Origin of the sequence: Microcystis aeruginosa LEGE 91341 (assembly GCF_015206885.1) — a bacterium.
GTDB classification, from domain to species: domain Bacteria; phylum Cyanobacteriota; class Cyanobacteriia; order Cyanobacteriales; family Microcystaceae; genus Microcystis; species Microcystis aeruginosa_H.
The window spans coordinates 1-26251 of record NZ_JADEXY010000013.1 but is presented as its reverse complement, the minus strand read 5'-3'; the positions used below and the strand labels follow the sequence as shown (position 1 = coordinate 26251).

Genomic DNA, 26251 nt, shown 5'->3' with positions numbered 1-26251 from the left:
TCCCTATCCTGGGGAAAACCAAGCTAATCAGGCACTTTCCCCAGAAAATCTTTAGCCAGTCCTAATTATGACGATTGCCATCATAATGAATTCTTGCCCCAGCCCATTGCAATTTTTCCTGTAGAGTCTGATAAAAAGAATAGCTTTCCCGCAGGATAATAAATTGGGCGAATTTTTCGGCTTTGGTAACTCCCACCCATTGCCCCGGCCAAATGGAAGTGGCTAAAGCACCATCCATCCAGAGTTTAGTATTTAATTCGTAGTCTCCTAGAGGCCAAATACTGACCAGAGATGCCGGGGGAATGACAATCGGCCGACTGGAGAGACTCAAGGGACAAATCGGGGTGACAGCGATCGCTTCCATGCCGGGGTGTATAATCGGACCATTAGCGGATGCGGTGTAACAGGTGGATCCCGTGGGAGTAGCCACTAATAAACCGTCCCCTTGGTACTGATCTACTATTTCCCCGTCCACTTCGATTTCGAGGATTGAGGTGGGCATCCTATCGATACTAGCAGGTTTCACACACATCTCATTCAGGGCATAAAATGCCTCGCTCACCGGCTGCGGGTTTCTTTTATCCCCTTCATAGATCCTAGCCGTTAACATCATCCGTTGTTGTACCGCGTAGTGATCGGATTGTAAACGCTCCCAGACTGTCTCCGTATCTTGGAAAATCTCCAAAGGTTCCGTTAAAAATCCCAGATGGCCGCCAACATTCACCGCTAGAATTGGAATGTTTTCCTGAGCTAAATAGCGAGCGGCGGCTAAAATGGTTCCATCTCCCCCCAAAACGATGGCGAGGTCGATTTTTCCCGATGCTGAGGCTAAAAATACGGGATAGGGATTATCTTTAAAGCCACTGGGTCCCATTAAAACTTTACACTGACGGGCTTCTAACTGTTTAGCGCATTTTTCCGCCCATGCTTTACTTTGGGGATGGTTGGCCTTATGAGCGATGATGACTTGTTTTAACTGCACAGAGTTGAGACCTTGTTCGGAGGTTCTATATTTTTAACAATAGCAAGACCGGGCAGATCGGGTGAAAAGTAAAAGGTAAAAAAGGGGTTGGGGGAAGAACCTCGGCCTGACTGTAGCCAATTTGACAGAATTAATCGATAGATAAGAGTAAATGGAAGTAACTAGGATAAGCTGGCAGGTTTTAGCAATCTTATTCCCTTTTTTCCCTGTAACTGCTGTATCTGTGCGGCTTTTTCCCAATTATCTCCCTCAACACCCCTCCCATTTAATTTCCATGCAGAGTTATAATTGTATTAAGATGTGTAACAATTCTCTGGCAAACTCTTGACAAAGGATAACAAATCTGCTCTACCAAAAAACAGGAAAGGTTTTATTTCTATGACATTAATTCAAACCGCCCAATTATCCCTAGAAACTTTGGCTTTAGCCTTTTTTAAGCAGACAGAAGGACGCTGGCAATCCCAGAGACGTTATTACACCCTCACCCAAGAAACGGAACCCCAAGAAGTTATCAGTGCCATCGAGATTAAATATTTACCCCAAGGCAGCGAATCATTAATTCAACTGGCCCGTTTACATAATCTGGAAGATACAACTTTATTAGGTGGCACGGAAGTGACTTGGCAAAGTAATTATCTCCGTCCCCAGAGTAAAAAACCCTCCAACGGTTCCACTATATTCGGTATTTTAGATAATATTCTCTATCGCGATCGGGGATTTGCGACGGATAAACCCGTTAGTGCCATTTATACCTTTCCTAACCCCTCTACTCTCTGTCTGAGAACAGAATACGCCGGTTCTGTCTTTGAAGAGGAAATTAAACTTATCGGTCAACAATATCGCACCCGACAAACTATTATCTCTCGCGCTGGCCAAGAATTGATGATCGGTCAATATCTAGAAAAACGGGTCAATTAGTCAAAAAAATGGCGGCTATTCCCATAATTTTGACTTTTATCCTAGGAATAGGGCTGAAATCAAGTCAGCCCTTCCCATAACTTCCCTTTAAACTGGGGTTAAACTGTCTTGATTCTGACTAGCGAGAAACTTCTCTAATTCCGTAATTGCATCGGCATCGACCTTAGTTTGCATCGGACAGAATTTCGGTCCACACATCGAACAAAACTCCGCAGTCTTATAGATATCTGCGGGTAAAGTCTCATCGTGGTATTCCTTAGCGCGATCGGGATCTAAGGATAACTGAAATTGACGATTCCAATCGAAATTATAACGAGCAATGGAGAGTTCGTCGTCACGATCGCGCGCCCCGGGACGATGACGGGCGATATCTGCCGCATGAGCCGCTATTTTGTAGGCAATTAAGCCATTTCGCACATCTTCAGCGTTGGGTAAACCGAGATGTTCTTTCGGGGTGACATAACATAACATCGCCGTTCCGTACCAACCCGCCAGAGCCGCCCCGATCGCCGAGGTGATATGATCGTAGCCTGGGGCAATATCGGTGACAAGGGGACCGAGAACATAGAAAGGTGCTTCGCTACACTCCTCCATTTGTTTTTTCACATTAAATTCAATTTGGTCCATGGGAACATGGCCCGGTCCTTCCACCATCACCTGTACATCGTGTTCCCAAGCGCGACGCGTCAGTTGGCCGAGGGTTTTCAATTCCGCTAATTGGGCTGCATCGGAAGCATCGTGGGTACAACCGGGACGTAGGGAGTCACCGAGACTAAAAGAAACGTCATAACGCTTGAAAATCTCGATAATTTCGTCGAAATGGGTGTAGAGAGGATTTTGCTTGTGGTGGTGTAACATCCACTTAGCAATAATACCACCCCCCCGGGAGACAATCCCGGTCAGACGGGTTTTGACTAAAGGCAGGTGTTCGATGAGGATTCCCGCGTGAATCGTCATGTAATCTACCCCTTGCTGGGCGTGTTTTTCGATAATATGGAGGAAATCTTCGGGGGTGAGTTTTTCAATATTGCCGTGAACGCTTTCCACCGCTTGATAGATGGGTACAGTACCGATGGGGACGGGAGAAGCATTGATAATCGCAGTGCGAATTTCGTCCAAATTACCGCCACCGGTGGAGAGATCCATCACCGTATCCGCGCCGTATTTGACCGCTAGGTGTAATTTTTCCAGTTCTTCGTTAATATTCGAGGAGTTAGGGGAAGCCCCGATATTAGCATTAACTTTACACTTAGAAGCAATACCGATCGCCATAGGTTCGAGGTTGAGGTGATTGATATTAGCGGGAATAATCAGTCTTCCTCGGGCGATTTCGCTGCGAATCAATTCGGGAGAGAGATTTTCCCGTTTTGCCACATACGTCATCTCTTCGGTAATTATCCCTTGACGGGCGTAGTGCATTTGCGATACATTTACCTGTCCGCGCCGGGGGGCAACCCATTCTTGTCTCATAATTTTATTTCCTCTGTAAACAGCTTCCCTACGCTGGAATTACCCAGTCTCAGGTTCTAAGGGTCTTTCTCAGCCTGATTATCTCAGACACCCCTAGCTATGACGGCAATTGTATCACTGTTGACGACTGAGGAGATCAAGCTTAAGATTGTTGTTTGATTAGGCGGTTATCAGCTTCTGAAGGCAAAAGGCAAAAGGCAAAAGGCAAAGGGGAATAAATAATCAGTTTTTAATAACCGGATTTAGTATTAGTTTCTGGAGGGTATTCAGTGGTCAGCTTTTATTTATTATCCCATCTCCGCTGCTCCGCACTCCCCAATTCATAATTTATAATTCATAATTTATAGCGTTTCTGATTCACAAGAGGTACATTCCCGATCCTGAACAGCTTAATCAGCAAAGGTTTAAGTGTGCCGCACAGATGCGAGAACCGCTATATAATTCATAATTCATAATTCATAATTCATAATTCATAATTCATAATTCATAATTCATAATTCATAATTCATAATTCATAATTCATAATTCATAATTCATAATTCATAATTCATAATTCATAATTCATAATTCCCCTGCTGATTCGGAAAAAAAGGGCAGACAAAAGCCTGCCCTAGGATTAATAATTAATCAATCACACCTTAGACATCGTAGTAGAGAGAGAACTCGTAGGGGTGGGGACGTAAGCGCATCGGGTTAACTTCGTTATCGAGTTTGTAGGTGATCCAGTTGTGGATAAAGTCTTCGGTAAAAACACCAGAATCAGTCAAGAAAGCGTGATCTTTTTCGAGACTTTCTAGAGCTGCTTCTAGAGAACCGGGGGTAGAGGGGATTTTTGACAATTCTTCGGGACTGAGTTCGTAGATATCCACATCGAGAGGTTCTCCCGGTTCAATTTGATTTTTAATCCCATCGATACCAGCACAGAGCATGGCTGCAAAAGCGAGGTAGGGGTTAGAAGTCGCGTCAGGACAACGGAATTCTAAACGTTTAGCTTTCGGGTTGCTTCCCGATAAAGGAATCCGAATCGAAGCGGAGCGATTACCTTGGGAGTAGGCCAGGTTTACTGGGGCCTCAAAACCGGGGACGAGACGCTTGTAGGAGTTGGTGGTGGGGTTAGTTAAAGCTAAGAGCGCGGGAGCATGTTTAAGCAACCCACCGATATAGTACAGTGCCATTTGGCTAAGTCCGGCGTATTTATCCCCGGCAAACAGGGGTTGACCATCTTTCCAGATAGACTGGTGAACGTGCATCCCAGAACCGTTATCACCAAAGATGGGTTTAGGCATAAAGGTGACGGTTTTACCGTATTTCTTAGCCACGTTCTTAATGCAGTATTTATAGGTCATTAAGTAATCGGCAGCCCGTACTAGGGTAGAGAATTTAATCCCTAGCTCGTTTTGACCACCGGTAGCGACTTCGTGGTGATGTTTTTCGATGGGAACTCCGCAGTCGGCCATGGTTAAGAGCATTTCCGTGCGAATATCTTGAGAGGTATCGGTGGGACTAACGGGGAAATAACCCTGTTTGTAGGCGGGTTTATAGGCAAGATTTCCGTCTTTTTCGTCTTTACCGCTATTCCAACGACCTTCGACACTATCCATGTAATAATAGCCGGAGTTGGCGGTTTGGTCAAAACGAGCGCTATCAAAGAGGAAAAATTCTGCTTCTGGTCCAAAAAATACAGTATCACCTAAACCGGTACTGCTCAGATAATCGATCGCTTTCTGAGCAATAGAGCGAGGATCACGGCTATACCATTCACCGGTTCTTGGTTCTTTGATGCTACAGATCATGCTTAGGGTAGGTTCCTTGTAGAAGGGATCGATCCAAGCAGTGGTAGGATCGGGAACCATGGCCATATCGGATTCGTTAATTGCTTTCCAACCGCGAATACTGGAACCATCGAAGGCAACACCATCGCTGAAAGAGCTTTCATCGATTTGGTCGTAGTAGAACGAGCAATGTTGCCAGATACCAGGCATATCAATAAATTTCAGGTCAATAATCTTAATATTCTTGTCCTGAATCATTTTCAAGACTTCTTGTGGCGTTTCGGGCATGGAAAACTCCTTTGATGTATGGATCGGTTCTTAAGCTTCTCAAAAAACCCATCCTAAACAGTCACTTTGACCGTTTTTGTATTTTTCGATACAAAATCTTTGATCCTAGCTTGAAAAAATCTGTAATTTCCTTGTTCAGGTCGGTAATGGCCCAGAATGGCGATTTGCCCATCAGCTTCCACTGCCTCTTGCCACTCCTCAAGGAGGTTCGTTTTTACCAACATTCGCCGTCTGGAGATTTTCTGCTCAATTAAAAGCTTCCAGATTTTACCGAAAATCTGGGTTTAAGGTTCCCCAACTACATATAGCGTTTCTCACACCTGTGTGGTATAGTCAAACTTCTGCTGATTAAACTTTTTACCATCAACAATGTACCTCGTGAGAACAGGAAACGCTATATATGGGTCTATTTTTGAAATTGTAGCGTCAATGTTTGTCCTAGAGTTTAACTTGAGGCTAAAACCAAACAATATCAAGCCCCAGACGATGCTATCCGCACCGCTTGATTGAGCAAGGTCCAACAGAAAAAAATAAATAAAGCTTTTTTGGCAATAAGTTAAGAGGTTAAGCTTGACTTATAGTGACAAATAAGTTAAGGCCATGGCCTCCGAGAATCCAAGAATATCAGCGCGTCGATGGTTCGAGTCTCTGTAAAAGCTAGTTCGAGAGTTTGAATGCTCGGGGCGCTGCCAGAGCAGCAATGCCGACCTCTAGTTTAGAATGGGTTTGTAGGGGGAACGAAAAATACTCAAGAATCTGATTGAAATTGGTAGTGCTAAACAAGTAATGATAAATCCAAAGAGGAATTATAGTGATAGATAAAATACTATATCTCCCCGATCCGTAGGGAATTTTGGACAATTAGGCATGGCGGAGAGACACTTGATTTTTAGCGACTATTCTATCATCATTACTTCTTGAGGACTACCGTAAAAAGCAAAAAGCGGCCAGGTTTGCCTTTTGCTCCCTCTTATCTATTCCTCTCGATAATTTTGACTCAAATCATGAAAAAACGCTTACAATGGCTAGGTTTAATCCTGATCACCCTGATAGGTGTCCTCGCTTTTCGTTCCCCGGCAATTGCCCAAACCCCGCGACATTTTACCGATTTAAATTTTCCTCCCCTTCCTGAAGTTACAGTTCCAAAATACGAGCGCTATCAACTAGATAATGGGATGGTGGTTTATTTAATGGAGGATCGGAGCTTACCTTTAGTGAGTGGTACGGCGATGATTCGGACGGGAGGAAGATTAGAATCCGGAGAAAAAGTCGGATTAGCCGATATTACTGGAACCGTGCTGCGTAGTGGTGGCACAGAAAACCATCCTTCTAATGTCTTAAATCAGTTATTAGAACAAAGAGCAGCCCTAGTAGAAACCTCGATCGATCTTAACAATGGAACTGCCAGTTTTAGCACCCTTAGTGAAGATTTAGAAACAGTTTTTAATCTCTTTGCTGAGGTTTTGCGTTCCCCAGCTTTTGAAAATCAGAGAGTGGAATTAGCTAAAGTTCAGGAAAAAGGAGCAATTGCCCGACGTAATGATGATCCCGATGATATTGCTAGTCGGGAGTTTAAAAAGCTAATCTATGGTGATAATAGCCCCTACGCTCGTACTGTAGAATATAGCACTTTAGCTAATATTGACCGTCAGGATTTAATCGATTTTTATCGCACCTATGTTCGTCCCGACCAAATAATTTTAGGGATTGTCGGTGATTTTGATTCTCCGTCGATGAAAGCATTAATCAATAAGACTTTTGGCGATTGGAAAAATCCCGCCACTGCTCCTAAAATTGTCACCCCTTCGGCAACCCAAAAAAATCTTCAAGGTGTCTTTGTTGTCAATCAACCTCAATTAACCCAGAGTAGCGTTTTATTAGGTCATCTTGGGGGTCGTTTGGATAGTCCTGACTATCCCGCTTTAACGGTATTAAATGAGATTTTAAGCGGTTTTGGTGGTCGTTTATTTAATGAAGTGCGCTCCCGTCAAGGATTAGCTTATTCTGTCTATGGTGTCTGGAATAGTCGTTATGATTATCCCGGTTTATTTATTGCCGGAGGTCAAACTCGCACCGATGCTACAGTACCTTTTATTAAGGCAATTTTAGGCGAAATTGAGCGCCTTCGCAATCAACCCGTTACTGCCAAAGAATTAGAAGACGCTAAAAATGCTATTCTCAATTCTTTTGTTTTTAAGTTTGAGAAACCTGGTCAAAATTTATCGCGATTGATGACCTATGAATACTATGGTTATCCCCAAGATTTTATCTTCCGTTATCAACAAGCGGTAAAAGGGGTGACAATTGCCGATATTCAACGAGTGGCCCAACAATATCTACAACCGAATCAAATTGTGACTCTTGTGGTGGGTAATGAACAGGAAATTCAACCTCCCTTATCCAGTTTGGGAACTACGGTTAAAACTGTTGATGTCACCATCACACAACTATAAATAAATCTAGGTTGGATTGAGCTAAACTAGGTGAAATCCAACCTAGAAAAATTAGATAAATATAGCACGATAGATGACTTTACAACTCACCATAAATTATCCTGAAAATTTACCCAACTTTCTTCAAAAAACACGAGAGTAATTCGAGAGAGAAGCAACCTGATCTATGGTAGTAAAACTCTTTGAGATGAAACCTAAGTAGGTAGGCGTTAAAAATTATCAGATGCCCCCCTTATTAAGGGGGGATTAAGGGGGGATCGAACCTAAAATCCATTTTTAATTTAATTATAACCAGCTACTTATTTCATCGGGTATGGCTGCCAATTTATTAGGAGTGGATAGGGTTAATTTTTTATTGAGATTGACCGATTTTGGCGTGGGGATAATTGACTTAACAGAAGAAGAACTATTATCAGACCTGGAAAATGCCTAAAACTGAAGGTGACGTATTGCTAAATTACAGCCCTTCTCATAAAAAAAGTATAACCTAATTTAGTATTGACTCCTGACTGCTGACGACCGACTCCCCAAAAAGAAAACTTCCTATCTCACCATTGAGATAACTGCTGTAACTATTTTGAGATAACTAAGGCTATCATTGAGTAAAGTTACTGTTGAGACTCCTGATTAATTTGTTAATTTTTGTGTTAAATACCTAGACAATTAAACCCTTTAGAGATAGGGTGATCGTGGCTGAGTTGACTATTATAGAGTTTTGTAAATAAATATCAAACTCAAGGATTTTTGAAGATGGTATGTAGCTAAACTGAAAGTATAGATTACAGAGGTAAAAATACTTATGATGCTACTACAAGATGTTGCGAGAACCTCTAGAGAACAAGCATTAATTCTGTGGTTTGAAGAAGTTGACAGCAAAGATGTGGGATTAGTCGGCGGCAAAAACTCCTCCTTAGGCGAAATGATCCAACAATTAACCCCAAAAGGGATTAATGTCCCCACAGGATTCGCCACCACCGCTTACGCTTACCGTCACTTTGTTGAAAAAGCCGGACTAGACGCACAATTAAGACAAATTTTCCAAGATTTAGACGAAAACGATGTGCAGAACTTGCAGGAAAAAGGTAAACAAGCACGCACATTAATCCTCAATACACCGTTCCCCGATGATTTAAGTCATGCGATCGCTATTGCCTATCGCCGACTCTGTGAACGTTATGGCGATGATCTCTATCATTCCATCGATGTGGCCGTTCGATCGAGCGCCACTGCCGAAGACTTACCAGAAGCGAGTTTTGCCGGACAACAGGAAACCTACCTCAACGTGCAGGGAGTGAGGGGAGTTTTAGAAGCTTGTCATAAATGTTTTGCCTCTTTATTCACCGATCGCGCTATTTCCTACCGTCATCATAACGGTTTCGATCACTTTGCCGTCGCCCTTTCCGTCGGTGTCCAAAAAATGGTGCGTTCAGATCTAGCCACCTCCGGGGTGATGTTTTCCATCGATACGGAAACAGGGTTCAAAAATGCCGCTTTAATCACGGCAGCCTACGGTTTAGGGGAAAATGTCGTGCAGGGTGCTGTTAACCCCGACGAATATCTAGTTTTTAAACCCACTCTTAAAAACGGTTACAAACCCATCCTCGAAAAACGCCTCGGCAGTAAAGCGATCAAGATGATCTACGATGATGGAGGATCTCGTCTAACCAAGAATATCCGAGTTAACAAACTAGAACAGGATCAATTCTGCATTAGTGACCAAGAAATCCTTACTTTAGCCCGTTGGACAGCCCAAATCGAGGAACATTACTCGCAAGTGCGCGGAACCTACACCCCCATGGACATCGAATGGGCAAAAGATGGGATCACGGGAGAACTGTTTATCGTTCAGGCCCGTCCAGAAACCGTACAATCGCAAAAAGCCGCTAATATCCTTAAATCCTACGAGATTAAGCAAAGAAGTCAAGTTTTAGCGGTGGGACGGAGTGTAGGTGCGGCAATCGGTCAAGGAAAAGCCAGAGTCATCCTCAGTGTAGATAAAATCAACAACTTTAAACCGGGAGAAGTTCTCGTCACCAATCGCACGGATCCCGACTGGGAACCGATTATGAAACAAGCAAGCGCGATCGTGACTAATCAAGGTGGTCGTACTTGCCATGCCGCTATTATCGCACGAGAAATGGGTATTCCGGCGATCGTGGGTTGCAATAATGCCACGGAAACGATTAAAACCGGTCAGGAAGTCACCGTTTGCTGTGCGGAAGGGGATGAAGGGAAAGTTTACCTCGGATTGCTACCCTTTGAAATTTGCGAAACTCACCTGGATAATTTGCCGCAAACTCGGACAAAAATCCTCATGAATATCGGTAATCCCGAAAAAGCCTTCGCTTTTGCCGATATTCCTGCCCAAGGGGTCGGTTTAGCCCGTCTAGAGTTTATTATCGCTAACCATATTCAGGCCCACCCCAGCGCCTTGCTGAAATTTCACGAATTGGAAGAAGGAGACGTAAAAGACCAAATCGCCGAATTAACCAAACACTACGAGGATAAACCCCAATTTTTCGTCGATAAATTGGCCCGGGGAATTGCCATGATTGCAGCCGCATTCTACCCCAAAGATGTAATTGTGCGGATGTCCGATTTTAAATCCAATGAATACGCTAATTTATTGGGTGGCAAACCCTTTGAACCCAAGGAAGAAAACCCGATGATCGGTTGGCGCGGCGCTTCCCGTTATACTGATCCTAATTATCGCGAGGCTTTTGCTTTGGAATGTCGGGCGCTGAAAATGGTCCGGGAAGAAATGGGATTAACTAATGTGATTCCGATGATTCCTTTCTGTCGTACCCCCGAAGAAGGGATGAGAGTCCTCGAAGAAATGGCGAAAAATGGTCTCGAACGCGGGGTTGATGGTTTGCAAGTTTATGTGATGTGTGAGTTACCAAGTAATGTAATTCTTGCCGACCAATTTGCTCAGGTGTTTGACGGATTTTCGATCGGTTCTAATGATTTGACCCAATTAACCTTAGGATTAGATCGGGATTCTGCCCTAGTTGCCCATCTTTTTGATGAACGGAATGAGGGAGTTAAACGCATGGTGAAAATGGCTATTGAAACCGCTAAAGCCCATAATCGCAAAATCGGTATCTGTGGTCAAGCCCCCAGTGATTACCCCGAATTTGCTCAATTTTTAGTGGAATTAGGCATCGATTCCATCAGTCTTAATCCTGATTCTGTCCTCAAAACTTTATTGATGGTGGCAGCAGTGGAGAAAGGACAATAGTTTAGTGATAAAGGTGGGCAAGTCCCACCTTTTTTCGTCTTGATATAAGTAGGATCTGCTGAAAAAGTTTGTTGGTGGGGTTAGTACCCGACAGGTCAAAAGCCTTATTTTAAAAGGGTTTTAGCATTATTCAGCAAGTCCTAAATAATATAAAAATTTAGGGTATATTATACTAAATCTGGTTATTAAAGACTGATTATTTATTCCCCTTTTTCCATGAGTGCATGAGTAGAAAACGGGTTTCTCCGAGAAACCCGTTTTCTGTGCGTTACTGTCTTTAAACCCCCGCTAATTGTTGTAATTGCAAGAGAGGAGCAAAGGTATTGATATTAACATTAGTCATCACTGTTTCTTCTCCTGCGGCACATTCATAAACCACATAAGTCCAGATACCCGGATTATCTTCCTCGGCACTTTCTCCCTCATAAAAAGTGATTGTACCGTCATCTTCGCACTCGTAATAAGCGGAATAAACATCCTCCCATTCGCAATCGGAATCATTCATGGTTTCCTGAATTACCGCTAGTACCCCTGCGATGTTATGGGGTTGGGTTTCCACCTGCACTAAACGTTCTTCTTCCCAGATAAAATTATGCAGTTCTAGAGTCATATTTCTCCTTAGATATTGACAAATAATTAATGGAAATTTTCAACAGTAATTATCATCTTTTAACGCGGCTTTTACCATCGATAATTGACTAAAATTCTCAAAGAAATAGAGCAAAATTAAGATGGTAATTTCTTCTAAAATTAAGGAAAGTTTTTGATTATCACCAGAGGATAAAGAGCGATTTACCAATTGATAACATTCATAGATTTTCAAGAATAATTATTAGTTTTCTAAGAGATGGCGGTACTTTTCTCCGAGATTTTCCGTTGCTTTGGTTAATTTTCCCTTTTCGTCTAGGATAGGTAGTTTCATGATTTCCGATGAGGCTTTAATTAAAAGCAGTACCTCCCGAAACTTGGCCGCATCTTCCTCTAGATGGAGATTAAAATTAGCTCGTGACTCCAGTTCAGTTAAACTCGTAATAGCTCTACTATTCAGACTATTAACGAGGTATTGTAACTCCTTAATTCTGCGCTGAACTTGTCCTAAAAAACCCTTACTTTTATCTAACTGAGCTATTTTATTATTCACTTTCTTGGCGTATTCGATAGCTTTACTTAGAGCTTTTTTCCCTTCTCCTCCTAAGACAAAACCACCAATCATTAAAGCAGGTCCGACGGTAATACCTCCTAAAACCACTGTTCCCAAAGCCATACCACCACCACCGGCAGCTAAAGAACCACCTCCTAACCATGCTAAGGTAGCATTCCAAGCAGCTGCCCCACTAAGTCCACTAATTGCTGTTCCTGTACTAGCAGTACCGAAAAGACCAATTAATCCTAGGGTTGTCTGACTGGCTGCCGAAGCGACTCTCACTACTTTTAAACCCCCCACAGCCAAACTTTGCGCGTCTAACACTTCTGCTTTAAATTCCTTGAATTGTTCAGCAGAAAATCCCTCAAACCCTTCTAAGAAGCGTTGATGGGATGGGGAGGCATTTTGACCAATTCTTTGACTAATTCTTTGATCAATTCTGCTAATAAACTTAACAAATCTGCCGATAGTGTTGATTTTGACATTAATTTGTAGTTGACCGTATTCTTCCGCAAATTTTTGGGTAGCTTGAAACTTTTTTTCTAGGGATTTATTGGCTTTTTTGTATCTTTGTTCGGCACTTTTGCCAATTTTTTCCGCCTTTTGTAGCTTGGAGACACCATCAGCACCTGCACTAACACCCACACCAGCAGTAACTAAGGCAGCCGCACCAAGAATAATCGGGATAATAAAGATCATGACCAAAAATCTCCTAGTCTATCCAGTTTTGTAAAATTCTACCAACATAGTTAAAAAAAATCAAGGATTGTATCGGTAGAATCACTGAATAGCTGATAGCTGGTAGCTGCGGATTTATAACTTGCGTTCGTAACTTAACAAGGTATTTTTTAATAACATTGCCACCGTCATCGGACCGACACCACCCGGTACAGGAGTAAGATAACTAGCTACTTCTAAAACCCCAGCATAGTCCACATCCCCCACCAAACGGTCAGCGACGCGATTAATCCCCACATCCACCACTACCGCACCCGGTTTTACCATATCTGGGGTGATTAAATTCGCTTTACCGACCGCAGGTACTAAAATATCGGCACTTCTGGTTATTTCTGCCAGATTTTCCGTGCGTGAGTGAGCAATAGTTACCGTAGCGTTTTCCTCCAATAACATTAAAGCTAAAGGTTTCCCCACTAGAATACTGCGACCCAGCACCACCGCGTGCTTACCGGCTATGGAAATATTATATTCTTTCAGCAGTGCCATGACCCCCGCAGGAGTACAACTGCGGATACAGTCCTCACCCCGCACTAAACCGCCTAAATTGAGAGGATGTAAACCATCAGCATCCTTTTTCGGGTCAATTTGGTAGAGAAGGGAAACCGCGTCTAAATGCTTGGGTAAGGGTAATTGAATTAAAATCCCGTCCACCCGCTCATCTTGATTGAGACGGACAATTTCCGCTAAAATTTCTAGTTCACTTGTATTGGTAGGAAAATGACGACCAAAAGAGGCCATGCCGATTTTAGTACAAGCTTTCTCCTTATTGCGTACATAAACGGCACTAGCAGGATTATCCCCCACCATCAACACCGCTAACCCCGGAGGTCTTCCCATTGAAGATTTTAGCGTCTGGATGCGCTCTCCTAGACCAAGCTGGATTTTTTGAGCTAAGGCTTTCCCGTCGAGAATTTGGCAAGTAGTTACGGACATTCTATGATAATACCGAGAACAAAAATCTTTCGGATCTATTCTATGGTCAAAAAGATTGGCTAATCGCACTCGTTAAGGTTAAAGCAAGAATGTCTATTCAGACTCGTGTAGGGCGCATCGGCAGTTTATTATTATTGCTAGGGTTATTCGGTTGTAGTACCCTTGCTGACCTCGGTATTGCCGTTCCCTACATCGGTGATCCTCCCCTAACAGCGATCGAGCAATTACAGGAAAAACCAAAAGGCGCTTTAGTTTATCTTAGGGGAACTGTCAGCAATTATGCCCCTTTTTTAGCGGGAGGAGCCTATCTTTTGCAGGATGGATCCGGCAAGATTTGGATTCGCACCAATAGCAATAAATTACCCCGTCAAGGCGAAGAAATCGTCATTAAGGGCAAAATTGACTTTGAGGCTATTCCCCAGGGTTCCCAAACCGTTAACGAAGTGTATGTGGTGGAATTAGAACAGATGGATGCAGTAGCAGTTAATTCAGTTCCCACTCCTTCCCCGTCTCCGGAAATTAAACCTTCCCCCACCTCAGAAGTTAAACCCCCAGAAAATAATTCTCCCCCAGTCTCCACTAAACCCCTGGAAAATCCCCGACAGGTGACAATTCCCACCGCAACCGCAACAAAACCCCCAGAAACTCCCGTCGTTACCCCCGTTAAACCCAATCCCCCCGCGCAACCCGTCGCGGAAGCGATTCCCTCCAAACCCCCCGCAGTGGTTAAACCCATCCCAGATCCCCTCGATGCTTTCTTTTTACCCCATAAACAAAGCGAGAAATAGCAATCAGTAATCAGTAATCAGTAATCAGTAATCAGTAATTAGTAATCAGTAATTAGTAGCGGGGTAAACAGATGGAGAGTAAAGTTTATGACAAAGCTTATAAATTTGCCATTAGGATTGTTAAAGGCTATAAATATTTGTGTGAGACTAAACAAGAATATGTTTTGTCAAAACAGCTATTAAGGAGTGGCACTTCAATCGGGGCTAACATTGCCGAGGCTAATGGAGCTATTTCTCAAGCTGATTTTCGAGCTAAAATGTCAATAGCTTATAAAGAATGTCTAGAAACAAAGTATTGGCTGTCTCTATTGAAAGACACGAATTACATAGAGGAAAGAGCCTTTCAAAGTATTAATGATGACGCGGAGGAAATTGGGAAAATGCTTTGGGCTATTCTAAAAACCTGCCAAGAAAATACCAAAAACCGATAACCGATAACCGATAACCGATAACTGATAACTGATAACTGATAACTGATAACTGATAACTGATAACTGATGATATTCGTTGCTTTGGCGATTTTAGAACAGGACGGTCGCTTTTTAATGCAGTTGCGCGACGACATCCCGACAATTCTCTATCCGGGGGTGTGGGGTTTATTTGGTGGTCACTTAGAAGCGGGTGAAAGTCCAGAAATAGGGTTAAAACGAGAGTTACAAGAAGAAATTAACTACGAAGCCCCTAGTTTACGCTATTTTCGCTCTTATAACGATGATAATCTCTCTCGTTATCTTTATCATGTACCCCTGACCGTGGAATTAGAAAAATTAGTGCAAACGGAAGGACAAGATTTAGCATTATTACCCCCGGCTGCCATCCGTCAAGGGGAATACTATTCCCAGAAGATTAATCAGACTCGTCCTTTAGGAAAAATTCATCGCCAGATATTGCTCGATTTTATAGAACTAGAATTATAGTGGATATTAGAGCCAGACAAGGAACTCCCTTATCTATACGAAAGTCGTAGTTAACACTGCTCCTCACCTCCCTCGAAGGCAAAATGCTCCCGCTTTTTGAATGGCTTTATTGAAACGTCAATCTTATTTTGGCTTTGTCTTTATGAACCAGTCGCGTCCCTCGTTCGTTTCCGTGCAGAAACTCCTATCTGGAGGTGCGATCGCTACCCTAGCAGTTAGTTCCCTGATGGTCTTCACCCCCGCAGCCAAAGGGGAAAAACCCCTAGAAGATAACCCGAAAGCAGTCATCGACCAGGTTTGGCAAATTGTTAATAATGAATTTGTAGATCGTGGTTTTCATCAAATTGACTGGCAAAAAAAACGTCAAGAATTGTTAAGCAGAAATTATACTAATCCCCAACAAGCTTACACAGCAATCCGCGAAGCTTTAAAGGAATTGGGTGATACTTATACCCGTTTTTTAACTCCTAGGGAATTTTCTGTCCTCACCAGTCAAACTTCCGGAGAATTATCGGGAATTGGGGTACGTTTAGCTCTCGATAAACGCACTAGCGATCTGGTTGTTGTCGATACGGTGAAAAAATCCCCCGCCAAGGAAGCGGGAGTGAAAAGCGGCGATCGCCTGATCAGAATTAATGGCAAACCCACCGCTTTAATGACCTTAGAACAGGCAATGGAGGCACTACAGGGAGAAGTGGGTACTAGCGTTAGTTTACAGCTTGCCCGTCCCGATCAAGGGGTATTTGAAGTGACTTTGACCCGGGTAGATATCGAAATCCCCTCCGTTAGCTATACCCTTAAACAGGAAGGTGGGGTGAAAGTTGGTTATATCAAACTGGATGAATTTAGTTCCCACGCAGCCGAACAAATGAAAGAGGCGATCGAGGAATTAAGTCAACAACAGATATCTGGCTATGTTCTCGATCTGCGGGGCAACCCCGGCGGTTTACTATTTGCTAGTGTCGATATCGCTCGGATGTGGATGAAACAGGGCAAAATCGTTAGCACCATTGATCGACGGGGCGGAGATCGCCAATTTATCGCCAATAACACCGCTATTACCGATTTACCCCTAGTAGTCTTGGTTAATAAAGGTTCAGCGAGTGCCAGCGAAATCCTCGCTGGAGCGCTAAAAGAAAATGGACGGGCGACTTTAGTAGGTACATCGACTTATGGCAAGAGTACCGTCCAATCGGTACACACCCTCTCCGATGGTTCCGGTTTAGCGGTGACAATTGCCCGTTATTATCCCCCCAACGGCGAAAATATCTACAAAAAAGGCATTAAACCCGATGTGCAGATCGAGTTAACCCAAGAACAACAGCTGCGCTTCCGCGATGATCCTTCTTTGCTGGGAACTAAGGATGATCCCCAGTATCAACAGGCGATCTCACTCCTACAATCCCATAGTGTTAAACGTCCCGGCACTGGCAATCTCAATAACCCTTTGAGTAGTCGGGCCGAATAATTGTACTAGGAAATCTGGGGAAACGGCGACTGTTTCGGCGAAATGGCGATTCTAGAACAGCATTTAAAGTCTTTAACAGCGATCTCTCTTTCTCCCGTGCATTTGCTGGTGATTCCCCCCCAAAGATTTCTGCAGCTACAAATTCTGCAACTAATCATAAGACGAAGTATAAAACTGTATCTTCGGATACAAATACTCGATTATTCGCCAAAAAGTCAACTGATCAAAACCTCACACCCTGCTCTATAATTCCCGACGACCTTCTAAAGCTCTCGCTAAAGTTACTTCATCAGCGTATTCCAGATCGCCGCCCATGGGCAACCCAAAAGCGATACGGGTAACTTTAGTGAAGGGTTTTAGTAAACCCCCAATATACAAAGTCGTGGTTTCCCCTTCGACACTGGGACTGATAGCTAAGATAACTTCCTGAATTTTTTTCTGGCTGACTCTGGTGACTAAAGACTGTATATTTAATTGATCCGGTCCAATGCCATCCATCGGTGAGATAACACCCCCTAAAACGTGATATTTGCCCGAATATTCCCTAGTTTTCTCCAAAGCAATCACATCTCTGGAGTCAGCTACCACACAGATAGTCCCCGTTTCTCGGTTAGGATTGCGGCAAATTTCACAGATCGGTTCGGCCGAAAGATGAAAACAAACCTGACATAATCCTACTTGTTTTTTAGCTGCTACGATCGCCTGGGCCAATTCGATCGCATCTTGTTCCGGTCGTTTGAGAATATACAGGGCCAAACGTTGGGCGCTTTTGGGTCCCACTCCGGGTAATTTTTGTAACTGCTCGATCAAACGAGCTAAAGGCGGTGTATAAATAGCAGTTAATCCTCTTATCAGTTATCAGTTATCAGTGGGTAAGTTATCAGTGGGTAAGTTATCAGTTATCAGATTTGAGTTTTCAAGTGAGCAGTGTTACATGGAAGTTTCCTACTGTCTTTTTACTGTTTACTGGTCAATGATTACTGGTCACTGATTACTGGTCACTGATTACTGATTACTGGTCACTGATTACTGGTCACTGATTACTGGTCACTGCTTAAGACCTTTTTGGTAAACGGACATCGATAACACTGGTGTTGAAATTATAATTATCTCCTTCCAACTCGATTAAAGTGCCAATTTTCACCTTTTGACCACCAACAACCGCACCAGTATCGGTAACTTCCGCTTGACCACTGAGAGTCATAATCATATCTTGAGAATAGTTTTCTGTGCGGGGATCGGGTAGGACTTTTACACTACCATCTGGCTGCGGAACTAAGACATTTCTCGATAAAGCTTTAACATTTTTTATATCCACTTGACCGGCCGGTTGATTACGAATAACAATATTAGTTTTCTTCTCGGTATTGAATTGATTAATCAAAGCATTGGGATTGAGAACACTTAAACCCCGGACAATAACATCCACTTCTATGGGTTCTTTGGTAACTTGAGCGATCGTACTTTTACCACTCGTCCCCGGTACAACAAAAATACCGATAATTGTCAATAAAATTACTAAGGCCGCTCCGATATCAAGCAAGCTAAATTTACCGAATAAACGTCCTTTTGAGTCTAATAATTGCATAAGCGGTTCACTATAAAATTTTTGGTAGCAGGGAACATGGGAACGGGGTGATGGGGAGAAGGAATTATGAATTATGAATTATGAATTATGAAGTGGGAAGTGGGGAGAAAATACAAATAATCTCCTGTCTCCTGTCTCCTGTCTCCTGTCTTCTGTCTTCTGTCTCCTGGCGACCGTCTCCTGTCTCCTGATGGCTAATAGATTCTATCACGATCGGAATCTTGGTCGCAGACAGGAAGTCTGACTTAAGATAGAAGATCGGAGTCTCACACGGAGCGATCGATAGACAATGGCGGGTAAAACTCAACTTAAGAAACAAGAAAAGCAATTATCTCCACTCGATCTGACCCCTTCTGACGGTAACAACCTCGAAAAAGTTGCCCCCGTCAAACATTGGTCGATCGAAGATAGCGAAAATCTCTATCGCATCCAAGGCTGGGGAGAACCCTATTTCTCGATTAATGCCGCAGGAAATATTACCGTTTCGCCCCAGGGAGAAAGGGGCGGTTCTTTGGACTTATACGAGTTAGTTTCGGCGATTAAGCGGCGAAATATCGGTTTACCTTTGCTAATTCGGTTTAGTGACATCCTCGAGGATCGGATCGAGCGCCTGAATGCCTGTTTTAACCGAGCGATCGCCCGTTATAATTATCCCAACGTCTATCGCGGTGTCTATCCGATCAAGTGCAATCAACACCGTCACATCGTCGAGTCTTTAGTGCGTTTTGGTAAACCCTATCAATTTGGGTTGGAGGCTGGTTCAAAACCTGAGCTAATGATTGCTTTAGCTACCCTAGAACCAGCCTTAAGCGGCAAAAATGACAAAACACAACCATTACTAATTTGTAACGGCTATAAGGACAAAGAATACCTGGAAACTGCTCTTTTGACCACTCGTCTCGGTCATCGGCCTTTGATTGTCATCGAACAATTGGAAGAATTATATTTAACCCTGCGCGTCAGTCGTCAGTTAGGAATTGCCCCTCATTTGGGAGTGCGTGCGAAACTGGGGACAAAAGGGGTGGGCCGTTGGGGATGTTCCACGGGAGACCGGGCAAAATTCGGTTTAACCGTCCCGGAAATCTTGACGGTGGTGACGGAATTAGAACAAGCGGGAATGTTAGATTGTCTGCAACTGCTGCACTATCATATCGGGTCGCAAATCTCCGCTATTAGCGTCATTAAGGATGCCATTCGCGAAGCTAGTCAGATTTATGTGGAATTAGCAAAATTAGGGGCAAATATGACCTATCTTGATGTGGGAGGTGGTTTGGGGGTCGATTACGATGGCTCAAAAACTAACTTCTACGCCTCAAAAAACTACAATATGCAGAATTATGCTAATGATATCGTGGCTGAGGTCAAGGAGGCTTGTGAAGATGCTCAGATTTCACCCCCAATTCTCATCAGTGAAAGTGGCCGGGCGATCGCTTCTCATCAATCGGTGTTAGTCTTTGATATCTTGGGAAGTAGCGAGGTTCCCCAAAACCCTCCCGATCCCTGCAATGGGAAAGAACATCTTATCCTCCGTAATCTCTGGGAAACCTACACGGGTATCGATGAGCGCAATTATCAGGAAGCTTATCACGATGCGGGACAGTTCAAAGAGGAGGCAATTAGTCTGTTTAATTTCGGTTATCTCAGTCTCAAAGAACGAGCTAGAGCCGAACAATTGTACTGGGCTTGTTGTCACAAAATTCTGCAAGTGGCCCGACAAGAGGATTATGTTCCCGATGACTTGGAAGACTTAGAGCAAATTATGGCCTCAATTTATTATGCCAATCTCTCGGTTTTTCAGTCAGTTCCCGATAGTTGGGCGATCGATCAACTATTCCCAATTATGCCGATCCATCGTCTCGATCGAGAACCTACCCAAAGAGGAATTATCGCCGATTTAACCTGTGATAGTGATGGGAAAATTGCCCAGTTTATCGATTTGCGCGGGGACGTAAAATCTGTTTTAGAATTGCATCCGTTGGAGTACAAAAACGGTAAACATTCTCCAGAACCCTATTATCTAGGAATGTTTCTGGTGGGTGCTTATCAAGAGATTATGGGCAATTTACATAATCTTTTTGGCGATACTAACGTGGTACATATTCAGATGAGTCCCAAGGGATACGATATCGAGTATCTAGTCAAAGGAGATACGATCACGGAAGTATTAAGTTATGTGCAGTATTCCGCAGAAGATCTGTTAGAAAGAATTCGTCTTCGTTGTGAACAAGCTTTGCAGGAAAATCGCATGACTGTGGAAGAATCCCAATTACTCCTACAGGATTATGAACGCAGTTTGCGACGTTACACCTATCTAGTGGGTGGTGATTGATGATTGCTCTTGCCGATTGAGTAATCGATCGAGGATGATAGAAAATAGACAAAATAGATAGGCAGTAAGGGGAAGCAGTGGAAAAGGGAACGCTGGTAGAATTTCGGGTGCAAGGAGAAAGGCGCTTAGGGGTGATCGATCGCCCAGAAGGGAAAAAAGATTGGATCGTCATCGATCAAGGGGGAAACCCGCATAAACTGCGTCCCCAACGCTTCGATTACATTATCAAAGCAGGTCCATCCAACTATAAAGAGATCGGAAATTTTCTGCGGGAAGTCCAACCCTATCTAGATCCTAGTGGTTTAGAAGTGGCCTGGGAATTATTAGCCGGGGAAAATCAGTTAGTCACTCCCGAAACCATGGCCGAGATCCTCTTTTCCGATCGCGGTCCGCAGTTTTGCTATGCGGCCCATTGTCTCTTGAGTGATGATAAAGTTTATTTTAAAAATAAAGGGGATGGTTACGAGGCCCGCTCAGAAAATCAGGTAGAGGAAATCAAACACCAGCTAGAGGTGGAACAACAGCGTCAACGGGAAAAAGGCCAATTTCTCCAACGTCTCCAACAGGCCCTGGCCGGTGAAACGGTAGAATGGTCAGAAAGCGATCGAATTCGTCTGGAATCTCTAGAAAAATTTATCCTCCAACCCGAACAAAAATATCCAGCAGCCATCGACATACTCTCCCTGCTGGGCCGTTCCCAAACCCCCGAGGCCGCTTTTGAATTGTTAGTCGATTTGAAATGGTGGAGTAGTCACGAAAACCTTTTCCTGCGACGCAGTTCCTACCCTGTTCAATTCTCGAAAAAGGTACTTGATGTGACGCGTCTTAATTTACTCAATCCCCCTGCGGATGCGGATGTCAACAATCGTCTCGATTTAACCCACCAAAAAATTTATACCATCGACGATGAAAGTACCGAGGAAATCGATGACGGATTATCGGTAGAAATGCTCGCGGATGGTGGTCATCGTCTCTGGATCCATATTGCCGATCCTAGCCGTTTAGTGCTTCCCGATGATGAATTAGACCTAGAAGCGCGTCGTCGCAGTACCAGTCTCTATCTTCCCACGGGAATGGTTCCCATGTTTCCCCTAGAATTGGCCGCCGGTCCAATGAGTTTGGTACAGGGTAAACTTTGTCCCGCATTGAGTTTTGGGGTAATCCTCGATGAAACGGGAGCGATCGCCGATTATCGGATCCATCCTAGTACAATTAAACCCACCTATCGCCTCACCTACGAAGATGTGGACGAAATGTTACATCTGGATCTGCAGCATGAACCGGAAGTGAAGATTCTCAACCGTTGGGCCAAACAACGCCACGCATGGCGCAAATCTCAGGGATCGATTAACATCCAAATGCCAGAATCATCTATTAAGGTGAAGGCTAACGACGAAATTACCATAGAATTGCAGGAAGTTTCCCCATCTCGGCAATTAGTGGCGGAAATGATGATTTTAGCCGGAGAAATCGCCGGTCGCTACTGTCAGGAACACGGGATACCCGTGCCTTTCCGCGGACAACCACAACCGGAATTACCCCCCGATGAGGAGTTAATTTTACTACCTGCGGGCCCGGTGCGTTCCTGTGCCTTGCGTCGCTGTATGCCGCGCAGTGAGATGACGACTATTCCTAACCGTCATGCTAGTCTGGGATTGAATACCTATTCCCAAGTAACTTCGCCAATTCGCCGTTATACTGACCTTTTGACCCATTTTCAACTAAAAGCCCATCTTCGGGGCGATCAACTGCCTTTTACCCGGGATAGAATGCAGGAAATTCTCTATAGTGTCGCTAGTTCGGCCGTGGAAGCCACCTCGGTGGAACGACAAACTAATCGTTATTGGAGTTTGGAATTTTTGCGACGACAGGGAGATCAAGTCTGGCAAGCTTTGGTTTTACGCTGGCTGCGGGAAGAGGAAAATTTAGGCTTGATTTTATTGGAGGAATTGGGGTTAGAATTACCCCATCGTTTTGAGCGATCGGTATCTTTAGGCGATCGCTTTCAAGTACAAGTTAGTCGCTCTGATCCCCACCGCGATGAGATCCGTTTTCGCGAGTTATCGGGTTTTGTCTCCTTCCAAGCAAGTTAATCTCTCGCGGAGTCAGAATTCAGGAGTCGGGAGATAGGGTGATAGGGATTTAGGGGTTTAGGGAAATTTCAGCCAAATGCTCCACTACCCCACTACCCCCCTTCCCAATTCATAATTCATAATTTATAATTCATAATCCCCACTACCCCACTTCCCCCGGTTAAGTTAGCGGGTTAGGCTTCGATCTGTCAGAATACAAGTATTGAAACAAACCCTTTAAGAGGCTTCATGGTGGAAGTTAAAGTCGTTCCCCCGAAACGCAATTGGGTTCAGACGTGGTGGCAATCCCTGAATTCCCTATCTCGCTTACTGGTGATTGCTCTAGCTGCACCACTTATAGTTCTGAATGCCTGGGCATTATCGGCAATTTTTGGCTATTTTGAATCTTTATTTGTTATTTTACTGATAGCGGCCGTTCTATCTTTTCTCTTGGGTTATCCAGTGACTTGGTTGGAACGTCAGGGATTAAAACGGGGTTTAGCTGCGATCGTGGTTTCCCTGATCACGATTTTAATTTTTGTGGCCGTGGGAATCACCCTAGTTCCCTTGGTCTTCACCCAAGCGCAGCAATTTGTCAACAGATTGCCAGAATGGTTAGACTCGGGACAGCGCCAACTGATGCAACTAGATACCAAAATCGACACGATGAATCTACCGATTCCGATCAGTTTCGATGGTGTTATCGCCCAGTTTAACAGTCGTTTAGGGGCAGAATTGCAAATTTTAGCGGGAAGAAGCGTTAATTTAGCCCTTAATCTCACCGTTTTTACCGTGGTGCGGGTGCTTGATGTGCTGCTAACCATTATCCTCACCTTTTATCTACTTCTCCACAGTCCCGATATCTGGAGGAGCATTATCCAATGGTTGCCCAAACCCGTCCAACAACCCTTTTCCCTAACCCTACGCTTAAGTTTTCAGAATTACTTTGTCGGCCAGGTGATTTGTGCCACCTGCATGGCCCTGGGATTAGTCACGGCATTTTTATCGATTAAAGTTCCTTTTGGTCTTCTATTCGGCCTCTTGATTGGTACCATGGCCTTAATCCCTTTTGGAGGAACCGTAGGCATTGTGACAGTGACAGCTTTACTAGCTTTGCGCGATATTGGTTTAGCTCTGCAAGTTTTAGCCGTAGCTGTAGTGGTGCAGCAAATTGTCGAAAACGGCATTGCTCCCCGGATTTTGGGCAGTGTCACCGGGTTAAATCCCTTTTGGGTGTTGGTTTCGGTCTTGACAGGGGCGCGAGTGGGCGGTTTACTGGGGGTGATTGTCGCGGTTCCCATGGCAGTAATGATTAAGGAAGCTTTGGAGGTTATCCGTCAGGTGACACCGGAGGAGACAAAATACGGGATAATTAAACCCTCTCTCCCCCTAGAATCGGAATCCTCTAGCGAGGTGGTTTCTCGCTGAAAAATGACCGATGGCATCATCTGGGGCGATCTGATCAGTAATATTGGCTGGGATAAATCGGCAGTTTTCTCGCAGGTTCTTGGCTTTTCTCCCTCGATCGAGTTATGATGTAAATATTGGTAGATTAACTCCAATTGTCCTGATCGCTGTCCACGACAAGTAAGGACAAATCAAGCCTTGAGGATGCCTTGCCAGTCTCTGGAGTCTTGCTTATGGGGAGATTAGCTAACCAATTATCTCTAAACTCGGATGATTTCTGAGAAAAGGTGATTGTCTATCCCGATAAATCAGCAAAAAATCGATATTTTGGTTAAATAGGCTACATTAACAGCCAGGTTTCTATCGTAAGCTCGAAGTTAAGACATAAAGTCAATATCACCCTCCGATTGCAATGAGAAAATGTTTGAATCGCTTAATATTTGGGCTTTTCAGACATTTTTTTTGTGGATTGATACTAGATCCAGTTATTAAAAACTGATTTAGTATGACATGGACAAACACCAACAGACTATGATCTGGAGAGATCGTCAAGAAAAGTATCAGAGTGAACTCTTGGAAAAGAATTGGTAAAATATAATTAGTAGGGAGAGTATTGCTGTTAATGTTTCGCTTTTTAACGAGACGTTAACCAAGCCCAAAGGCAAAAAATAGCAGTAATTTGCCAAAAGCTCAAAGCCGATGGCTGACTGCTCTATATATCTCTCGTATTCTTTACTTGTCGAGTTCAACACGACCCCTTTATGGAATCAAGCAACCCGTCAGGGAAGACTTCCGAACCTCCTAGTCATAGGTGGGCCAATTTACTCGGAACCATGATCGCAATTCTGACCCTAACGTTACCCTTGTTAGCGATTGGATATAACTCCACGCCTAACTATACCGAAGAACCCCTTACCGGTAACACATCCTACTCCCTAACGAGGCAAATGAGGTGACAGAATTGAGATAGACGATTGCCAAGATAAAAATTTTTTTCTTCGTCCCGATCCCCCTTATGGGTAAAATTTGGATCGGAGTTAATCAAAGTGTCTTTTAATTTCCCTTGCGCTTTTAGGTGACTCTAAAGGCGCTATTGTCTTGTATTTGGAGAAAGCTTGTGGATTTATCGCGCATTCCTGCCCAACCGAAACCCGGTTTAATTAACGTTTTAGTGGAAATCACCGCCGGTAGTAAGAATAAATACGAGTTTGATAAGGATTTAAACGCCTTTGCTCTCGATCGCGTTCTATATTCTTCGGTACAATATCCCTGTGATTATGGTTTTGTTCCCAATACCCTCGCCGATGATGGCGATCCTTTAGATGGTATGGTGATCATGGATCAGCCTACTTTCCCCGGCTGTGTGATTACGGCGCGTCCCATTGGTATGCTAGAAATGATCGATGGTGGTGATCGCGATGAAAAAATTCTCTGTGTTCCCGCTAAAGATCCCCGTTATGCAGAGGTAAAATCTCTCAAAGATGTCTCTCCCCATCGCTTGGAAGAAATCGCCGAGTTTTTCAAAACCTATAAGAATCTAGAGAAAAAAGTCACAGAAATTCTCGGTTGGAAAGATGTGGACGCAGTAAATGCTTTAGTTGAACAGTGTATTGCTGCTTATAAGTAAGGTTTGCGGCAAAAAGTTTGTTGCTGGAGTCAGTTATCAGTTATCAGTTATCAGTTATCAGATGTGAGTTTTCAGTTCACTGATTACTGTTTACTGTTTACTGATAACTGAAAAGT

The 26251-nt window shown here is 43.7% G+C and carries 21 protein-coding genes, 1 pseudogene and 1 riboswitch; of the genes and pseudogenes, 13 read left to right on the top strand and 9 right to left on the bottom strand.

Annotated features, from left to right (window positions below):
- Positions 1 to 61 precede the first annotated feature (61 nt).
- Positions 62 to 982: an NAD(+) kinase gene (locus IQ234_RS03785; protein WP_193956095.1), complete on the bottom strand. Its 921-nt coding sequence runs from the start codon at positions 980 to 982 to the stop codon at positions 62 to 64.
- 378 nt (positions 983 to 1360) lie between these two features.
- Between IQ234_RS03785 and IQ234_RS03780 the strand changes: the two genes are divergently transcribed.
- Positions 1361 to 1900, top strand: coding sequence for a phycobiliprotein lyase (locus IQ234_RS03780; protein ID WP_193956094.1), 540 nt, complete (start codon positions 1361 to 1363; stop codon positions 1898 to 1900).
- Between the two features lie 87 nt (positions 1901 to 1987).
- Here the strand turns inward: IQ234_RS03780 and thiC are convergent, their stop codons facing one another.
- Positions 1988 to 3370: a phosphomethylpyrimidine synthase gene (gene thiC / locus IQ234_RS03775; RefSeq protein WP_193956093.1), complete on the bottom strand. Its 1383-nt coding sequence runs from the start codon at positions 3368 to 3370 to the stop codon at positions 1988 to 1990.
- Between the two features lie 8 nt (positions 3371 to 3378).
- Positions 3379 to 3475: riboswitch (TPP riboswitch) on the bottom strand.
- A 533-nt stretch (positions 3476 to 4008) separates the two neighbouring features.
- Positions 4009 to 5430 (bottom strand): type I glutamate--ammonia ligase, encoded by a 1422-nt coding sequence (gene glnA / locus IQ234_RS03770; protein ID WP_193956092.1) that lies wholly within the window; start codon positions 5428 to 5430, stop codon positions 4009 to 4011.
- Between the two features lie 1004 nt (positions 5431 to 6434).
- Between glnA and IQ234_RS03765 the strand changes: the two genes are divergently transcribed.
- The 3 genes and pseudogenes from IQ234_RS03765 (at position 6435) to ppsA (ending at position 11124) form a co-directional block, all read left to right on the top strand.
- Positions 6435 to 7883 (top strand): M16 family metallopeptidase, encoded by a 1449-nt coding sequence (locus IQ234_RS03765; RefSeq protein WP_193956091.1) that lies wholly within the window; start codon positions 6435 to 6437, stop codon positions 7881 to 7883.
- A gap of 301 nt (positions 7884 to 8184) precedes the next feature.
- Positions 8185 to 8316, top strand: a pseudogene (locus IQ234_RS03760) (UPF0175 family protein); the annotation flags it as partial.
- Positions 8317 to 8682: 366 nt separating this feature from the next.
- On the top strand, positions 8683 to 11124 hold the full coding sequence (gene ppsA / locus IQ234_RS03755; RefSeq protein WP_193956090.1) for a phosphoenolpyruvate synthase: 2442 nt from the start codon (positions 8683 to 8685) through the stop codon (positions 11122 to 11124).
- A gap of 277 nt (positions 11125 to 11401) precedes the next feature.
- On the opposite strand, the gene IQ234_RS03750 is transcribed toward ppsA, so the two are convergent.
- From IQ234_RS03750 to folD, 4 genes are all read right to left on the bottom strand, one after another.
- Positions 11402 to 11734 carry a hypothetical protein gene (locus tag IQ234_RS03750; protein ID WP_193956089.1) on the bottom strand — a complete coding sequence of 111 codons (333 nt, stop codon included), beginning with the start codon at positions 11732 to 11734 and terminating at the stop codon, positions 11402 to 11404.
- Between the two features lie 39 nt (positions 11735 to 11773).
- The gene (locus tag IQ234_RS03745; protein ID WP_193956108.1) at positions 11774 to 11947 is read right to left on the bottom strand and encodes a hypothetical protein; all 174 of its coding nucleotides are present in this window, start codon (positions 11945 to 11947) and stop codon (positions 11774 to 11776) included.
- Positions 11948 to 11956: 9 nt separating this feature from the next.
- Positions 11957 to 12967: a hypothetical protein gene (locus IQ234_RS03740; RefSeq protein ID WP_193956088.1), complete on the bottom strand. Its 1011-nt coding sequence runs from the start codon at positions 12965 to 12967 to the stop codon at positions 11957 to 11959.
- A 114-nt stretch (positions 12968 to 13081) separates the two neighbouring features.
- A complete protein-coding gene (gene folD, locus IQ234_RS03735) occupies positions 13082 to 13939 on the bottom strand; it encodes a bifunctional methylenetetrahydrofolate dehydrogenase/methenyltetrahydrofolate cyclohydrolase FolD (RefSeq protein ID WP_193956087.1) in 858 nt (285 codons plus the stop codon).
- Between the two features lie 89 nt (positions 13940 to 14028).
- Between folD and IQ234_RS03730 the strand changes: the two genes are divergently transcribed.
- The 5 genes from IQ234_RS03730 to IQ234_RS21900 all read left to right on the top strand — a co-directional run bounded on the left by IQ234_RS03730 (position 14029) and on the right by IQ234_RS21900 (position 17361).
- Positions 14029 to 14727, top strand: coding sequence for an OB-fold nucleic acid binding domain protein (locus IQ234_RS03730; protein WP_193956086.1), 699 nt, complete (start codon positions 14029 to 14031; stop codon positions 14725 to 14727).
- A 71-nt stretch (positions 14728 to 14798) separates the two neighbouring features.
- Positions 14799 to 15158 carry a four helix bundle protein gene (locus tag IQ234_RS03725; RefSeq protein WP_002787450.1) on the top strand — a complete coding sequence of 120 codons (360 nt, stop codon included), beginning with the start codon at positions 14799 to 14801 and terminating at the stop codon, positions 15156 to 15158.
- 66 nt (positions 15159 to 15224) lie between these two features.
- Positions 15225 to 15644: an NUDIX hydrolase gene (locus IQ234_RS03720; protein WP_042790584.1), complete on the top strand. Its 420-nt coding sequence runs from the start codon at positions 15225 to 15227 to the stop codon at positions 15642 to 15644.
- Positions 15645 to 15786: 142 nt separating this feature from the next.
- Positions 15787 to 17112, top strand: a complete 1326-nt coding sequence (gene ctpB / locus IQ234_RS03715) for a carboxyl-terminal processing protease CtpB (RefSeq protein ID WP_416209666.1) — start codon at positions 15787 to 15789, stop codon at positions 17110 to 17112.
- A 12-nt stretch (positions 17113 to 17124) separates the two neighbouring features.
- Positions 17125 to 17361, top strand: a complete 237-nt coding sequence (locus tag IQ234_RS21900; RefSeq protein WP_416209665.1) for a cyclic nucleotide-binding domain-containing protein — start codon at positions 17125 to 17127, stop codon at positions 17359 to 17361.
- On the opposite strand, the gene recR is transcribed toward IQ234_RS21900, so the two are convergent.
- Both recR and IQ234_RS03700 read right to left on the bottom strand, forming a co-directional pair.
- Complete coding sequence (gene recR / locus IQ234_RS03705) at positions 17356 to 17946, bottom strand: recombination mediator RecR (protein ID WP_043999193.1); 591 nt, start codon at positions 17944 to 17946, stop codon at positions 17356 to 17358. The two genes, IQ234_RS21900 and recR, sit on opposite strands and share 6 nt — an antisense overlap.
- Positions 17947 to 18166: 220 nt before the next feature.
- Positions 18167 to 18700: a DUF4330 domain-containing protein gene (locus IQ234_RS03700; RefSeq protein WP_004160799.1), complete on the bottom strand. Its 534-nt coding sequence runs from the start codon at positions 18698 to 18700 to the stop codon at positions 18167 to 18169.
- A gap of 289 nt (positions 18701 to 18989) precedes the next feature.
- Between IQ234_RS03700 and speA the strand changes: the two genes are divergently transcribed.
- The 4 genes from speA to IQ234_RS03680 all read left to right on the top strand — a co-directional run bounded on the left by speA (position 18990) and on the right by IQ234_RS03680 (position 26135).
- Complete coding sequence (speA, locus tag IQ234_RS03695; protein WP_193956083.1) at positions 18990 to 21029, top strand: biosynthetic arginine decarboxylase; 2040 nt, start codon at positions 18990 to 18992, stop codon at positions 21027 to 21029.
- A 77-nt stretch (positions 21030 to 21106) separates the two neighbouring features.
- Entirely contained in the window at positions 21107 to 23122 is a 2016-nt protein-coding gene (locus IQ234_RS03690; protein ID WP_193956082.1) for a ribonuclease catalytic domain-containing protein, read from the top strand.
- Between the two features lie 228 nt (positions 23123 to 23350).
- Positions 23351 to 24529 (top strand): AI-2E family transporter, encoded by a 1179-nt coding sequence (locus IQ234_RS03685; protein WP_002732401.1) that lies wholly within the window; start codon positions 23351 to 23353, stop codon positions 24527 to 24529.
- 1096 nt (positions 24530 to 25625) lie between these two features.
- Positions 25626 to 26135, top strand: coding sequence for an inorganic diphosphatase (locus IQ234_RS03680; RefSeq protein ID WP_002770856.1), 510 nt, complete (start codon positions 25626 to 25628; stop codon positions 26133 to 26135).
- Positions 26136 to 26251: the final 116 nt, after the last annotated feature.

Bases quoted from the DNA above. Each gene is read 5' to 3' on its own strand.
- speA (WP_193956083.1), top strand. From the start codon at position 18,990: ATGGCGGGTAAAACTCAACTTAAGAAACAAGAAAAGCAATTATCTCCA.
- glnA (WP_193956092.1), bottom strand. From the start codon at position 5,430: ATGCCCGAAACGCCACAAGAAGTCTTGAAAATGATTCAGGACAAGAAT.
- IQ234_RS03765 (WP_193956091.1), top strand. From the start codon at position 6,435: ATGAAAAAACGCTTACAATGGCTAGGTTTAATCCTGATCACCCTGATA.
- IQ234_RS03685 (WP_002732401.1), top strand. From the start codon at position 23,351: ATGGTGGAAGTTAAAGTCGTTCCCCCGAAACGCAATTGGGTTCAGACG.
- thiC (WP_193956093.1), bottom strand. From the start codon at position 3,370: ATGAGACAAGAATGGGTTGCCCCCCGGCGCGGACAGGTAAATGTATCG.
- IQ234_RS03730 (WP_193956086.1), top strand. From the start codon at position 14,029: ATGTCTATTCAGACTCGTGTAGGGCGCATCGGCAGTTTATTATTATTG.
- ctpB (WP_416209666.1), top strand. From the start codon at position 15,787: ATGAACCAGTCGCGTCCCTCGTTCGTTTCCGTGCAGAAACTCCTATCT.
- folD (WP_193956087.1), bottom strand. From the start codon at position 13,939: ATGTCCGTAACTACTTGCCAAATTCTCGACGGGAAAGCCTTAGCTCAA.
- IQ234_RS03720 (WP_042790584.1), top strand. From the start codon at position 15,225: ATGATATTCGTTGCTTTGGCGATTTTAGAACAGGACGGTCGCTTTTTA.
- IQ234_RS03700 (WP_004160799.1), bottom strand. From the start codon at position 18,700: ATGCAATTATTAGACTCAAAAGGACGTTTATTCGGTAAATTTAGCTTG.
- IQ234_RS03750 (WP_193956089.1), bottom strand. From the start codon at position 11,734: ATGACTCTAGAACTGCATAATTTTATCTGGGAAGAAGAACGTTTAGTG.
- IQ234_RS03740 (WP_193956088.1), bottom strand. From the start codon at position 12,967: ATGATCTTTATTATCCCGATTATTCTTGGTGCGGCTGCCTTAGTTACT.
- IQ234_RS03780 (WP_193956094.1), top strand. From the start codon at position 1,361: ATGACATTAATTCAAACCGCCCAATTATCCCTAGAAACTTTGGCTTTA.
- ppsA (WP_193956090.1), top strand. From the start codon at position 8,683: ATGATGCTACTACAAGATGTTGCGAGAACCTCTAGAGAACAAGCATTA.
- IQ234_RS03725 (WP_002787450.1), top strand. From the start codon at position 14,799: ATGGAGAGTAAAGTTTATGACAAAGCTTATAAATTTGCCATTAGGATT.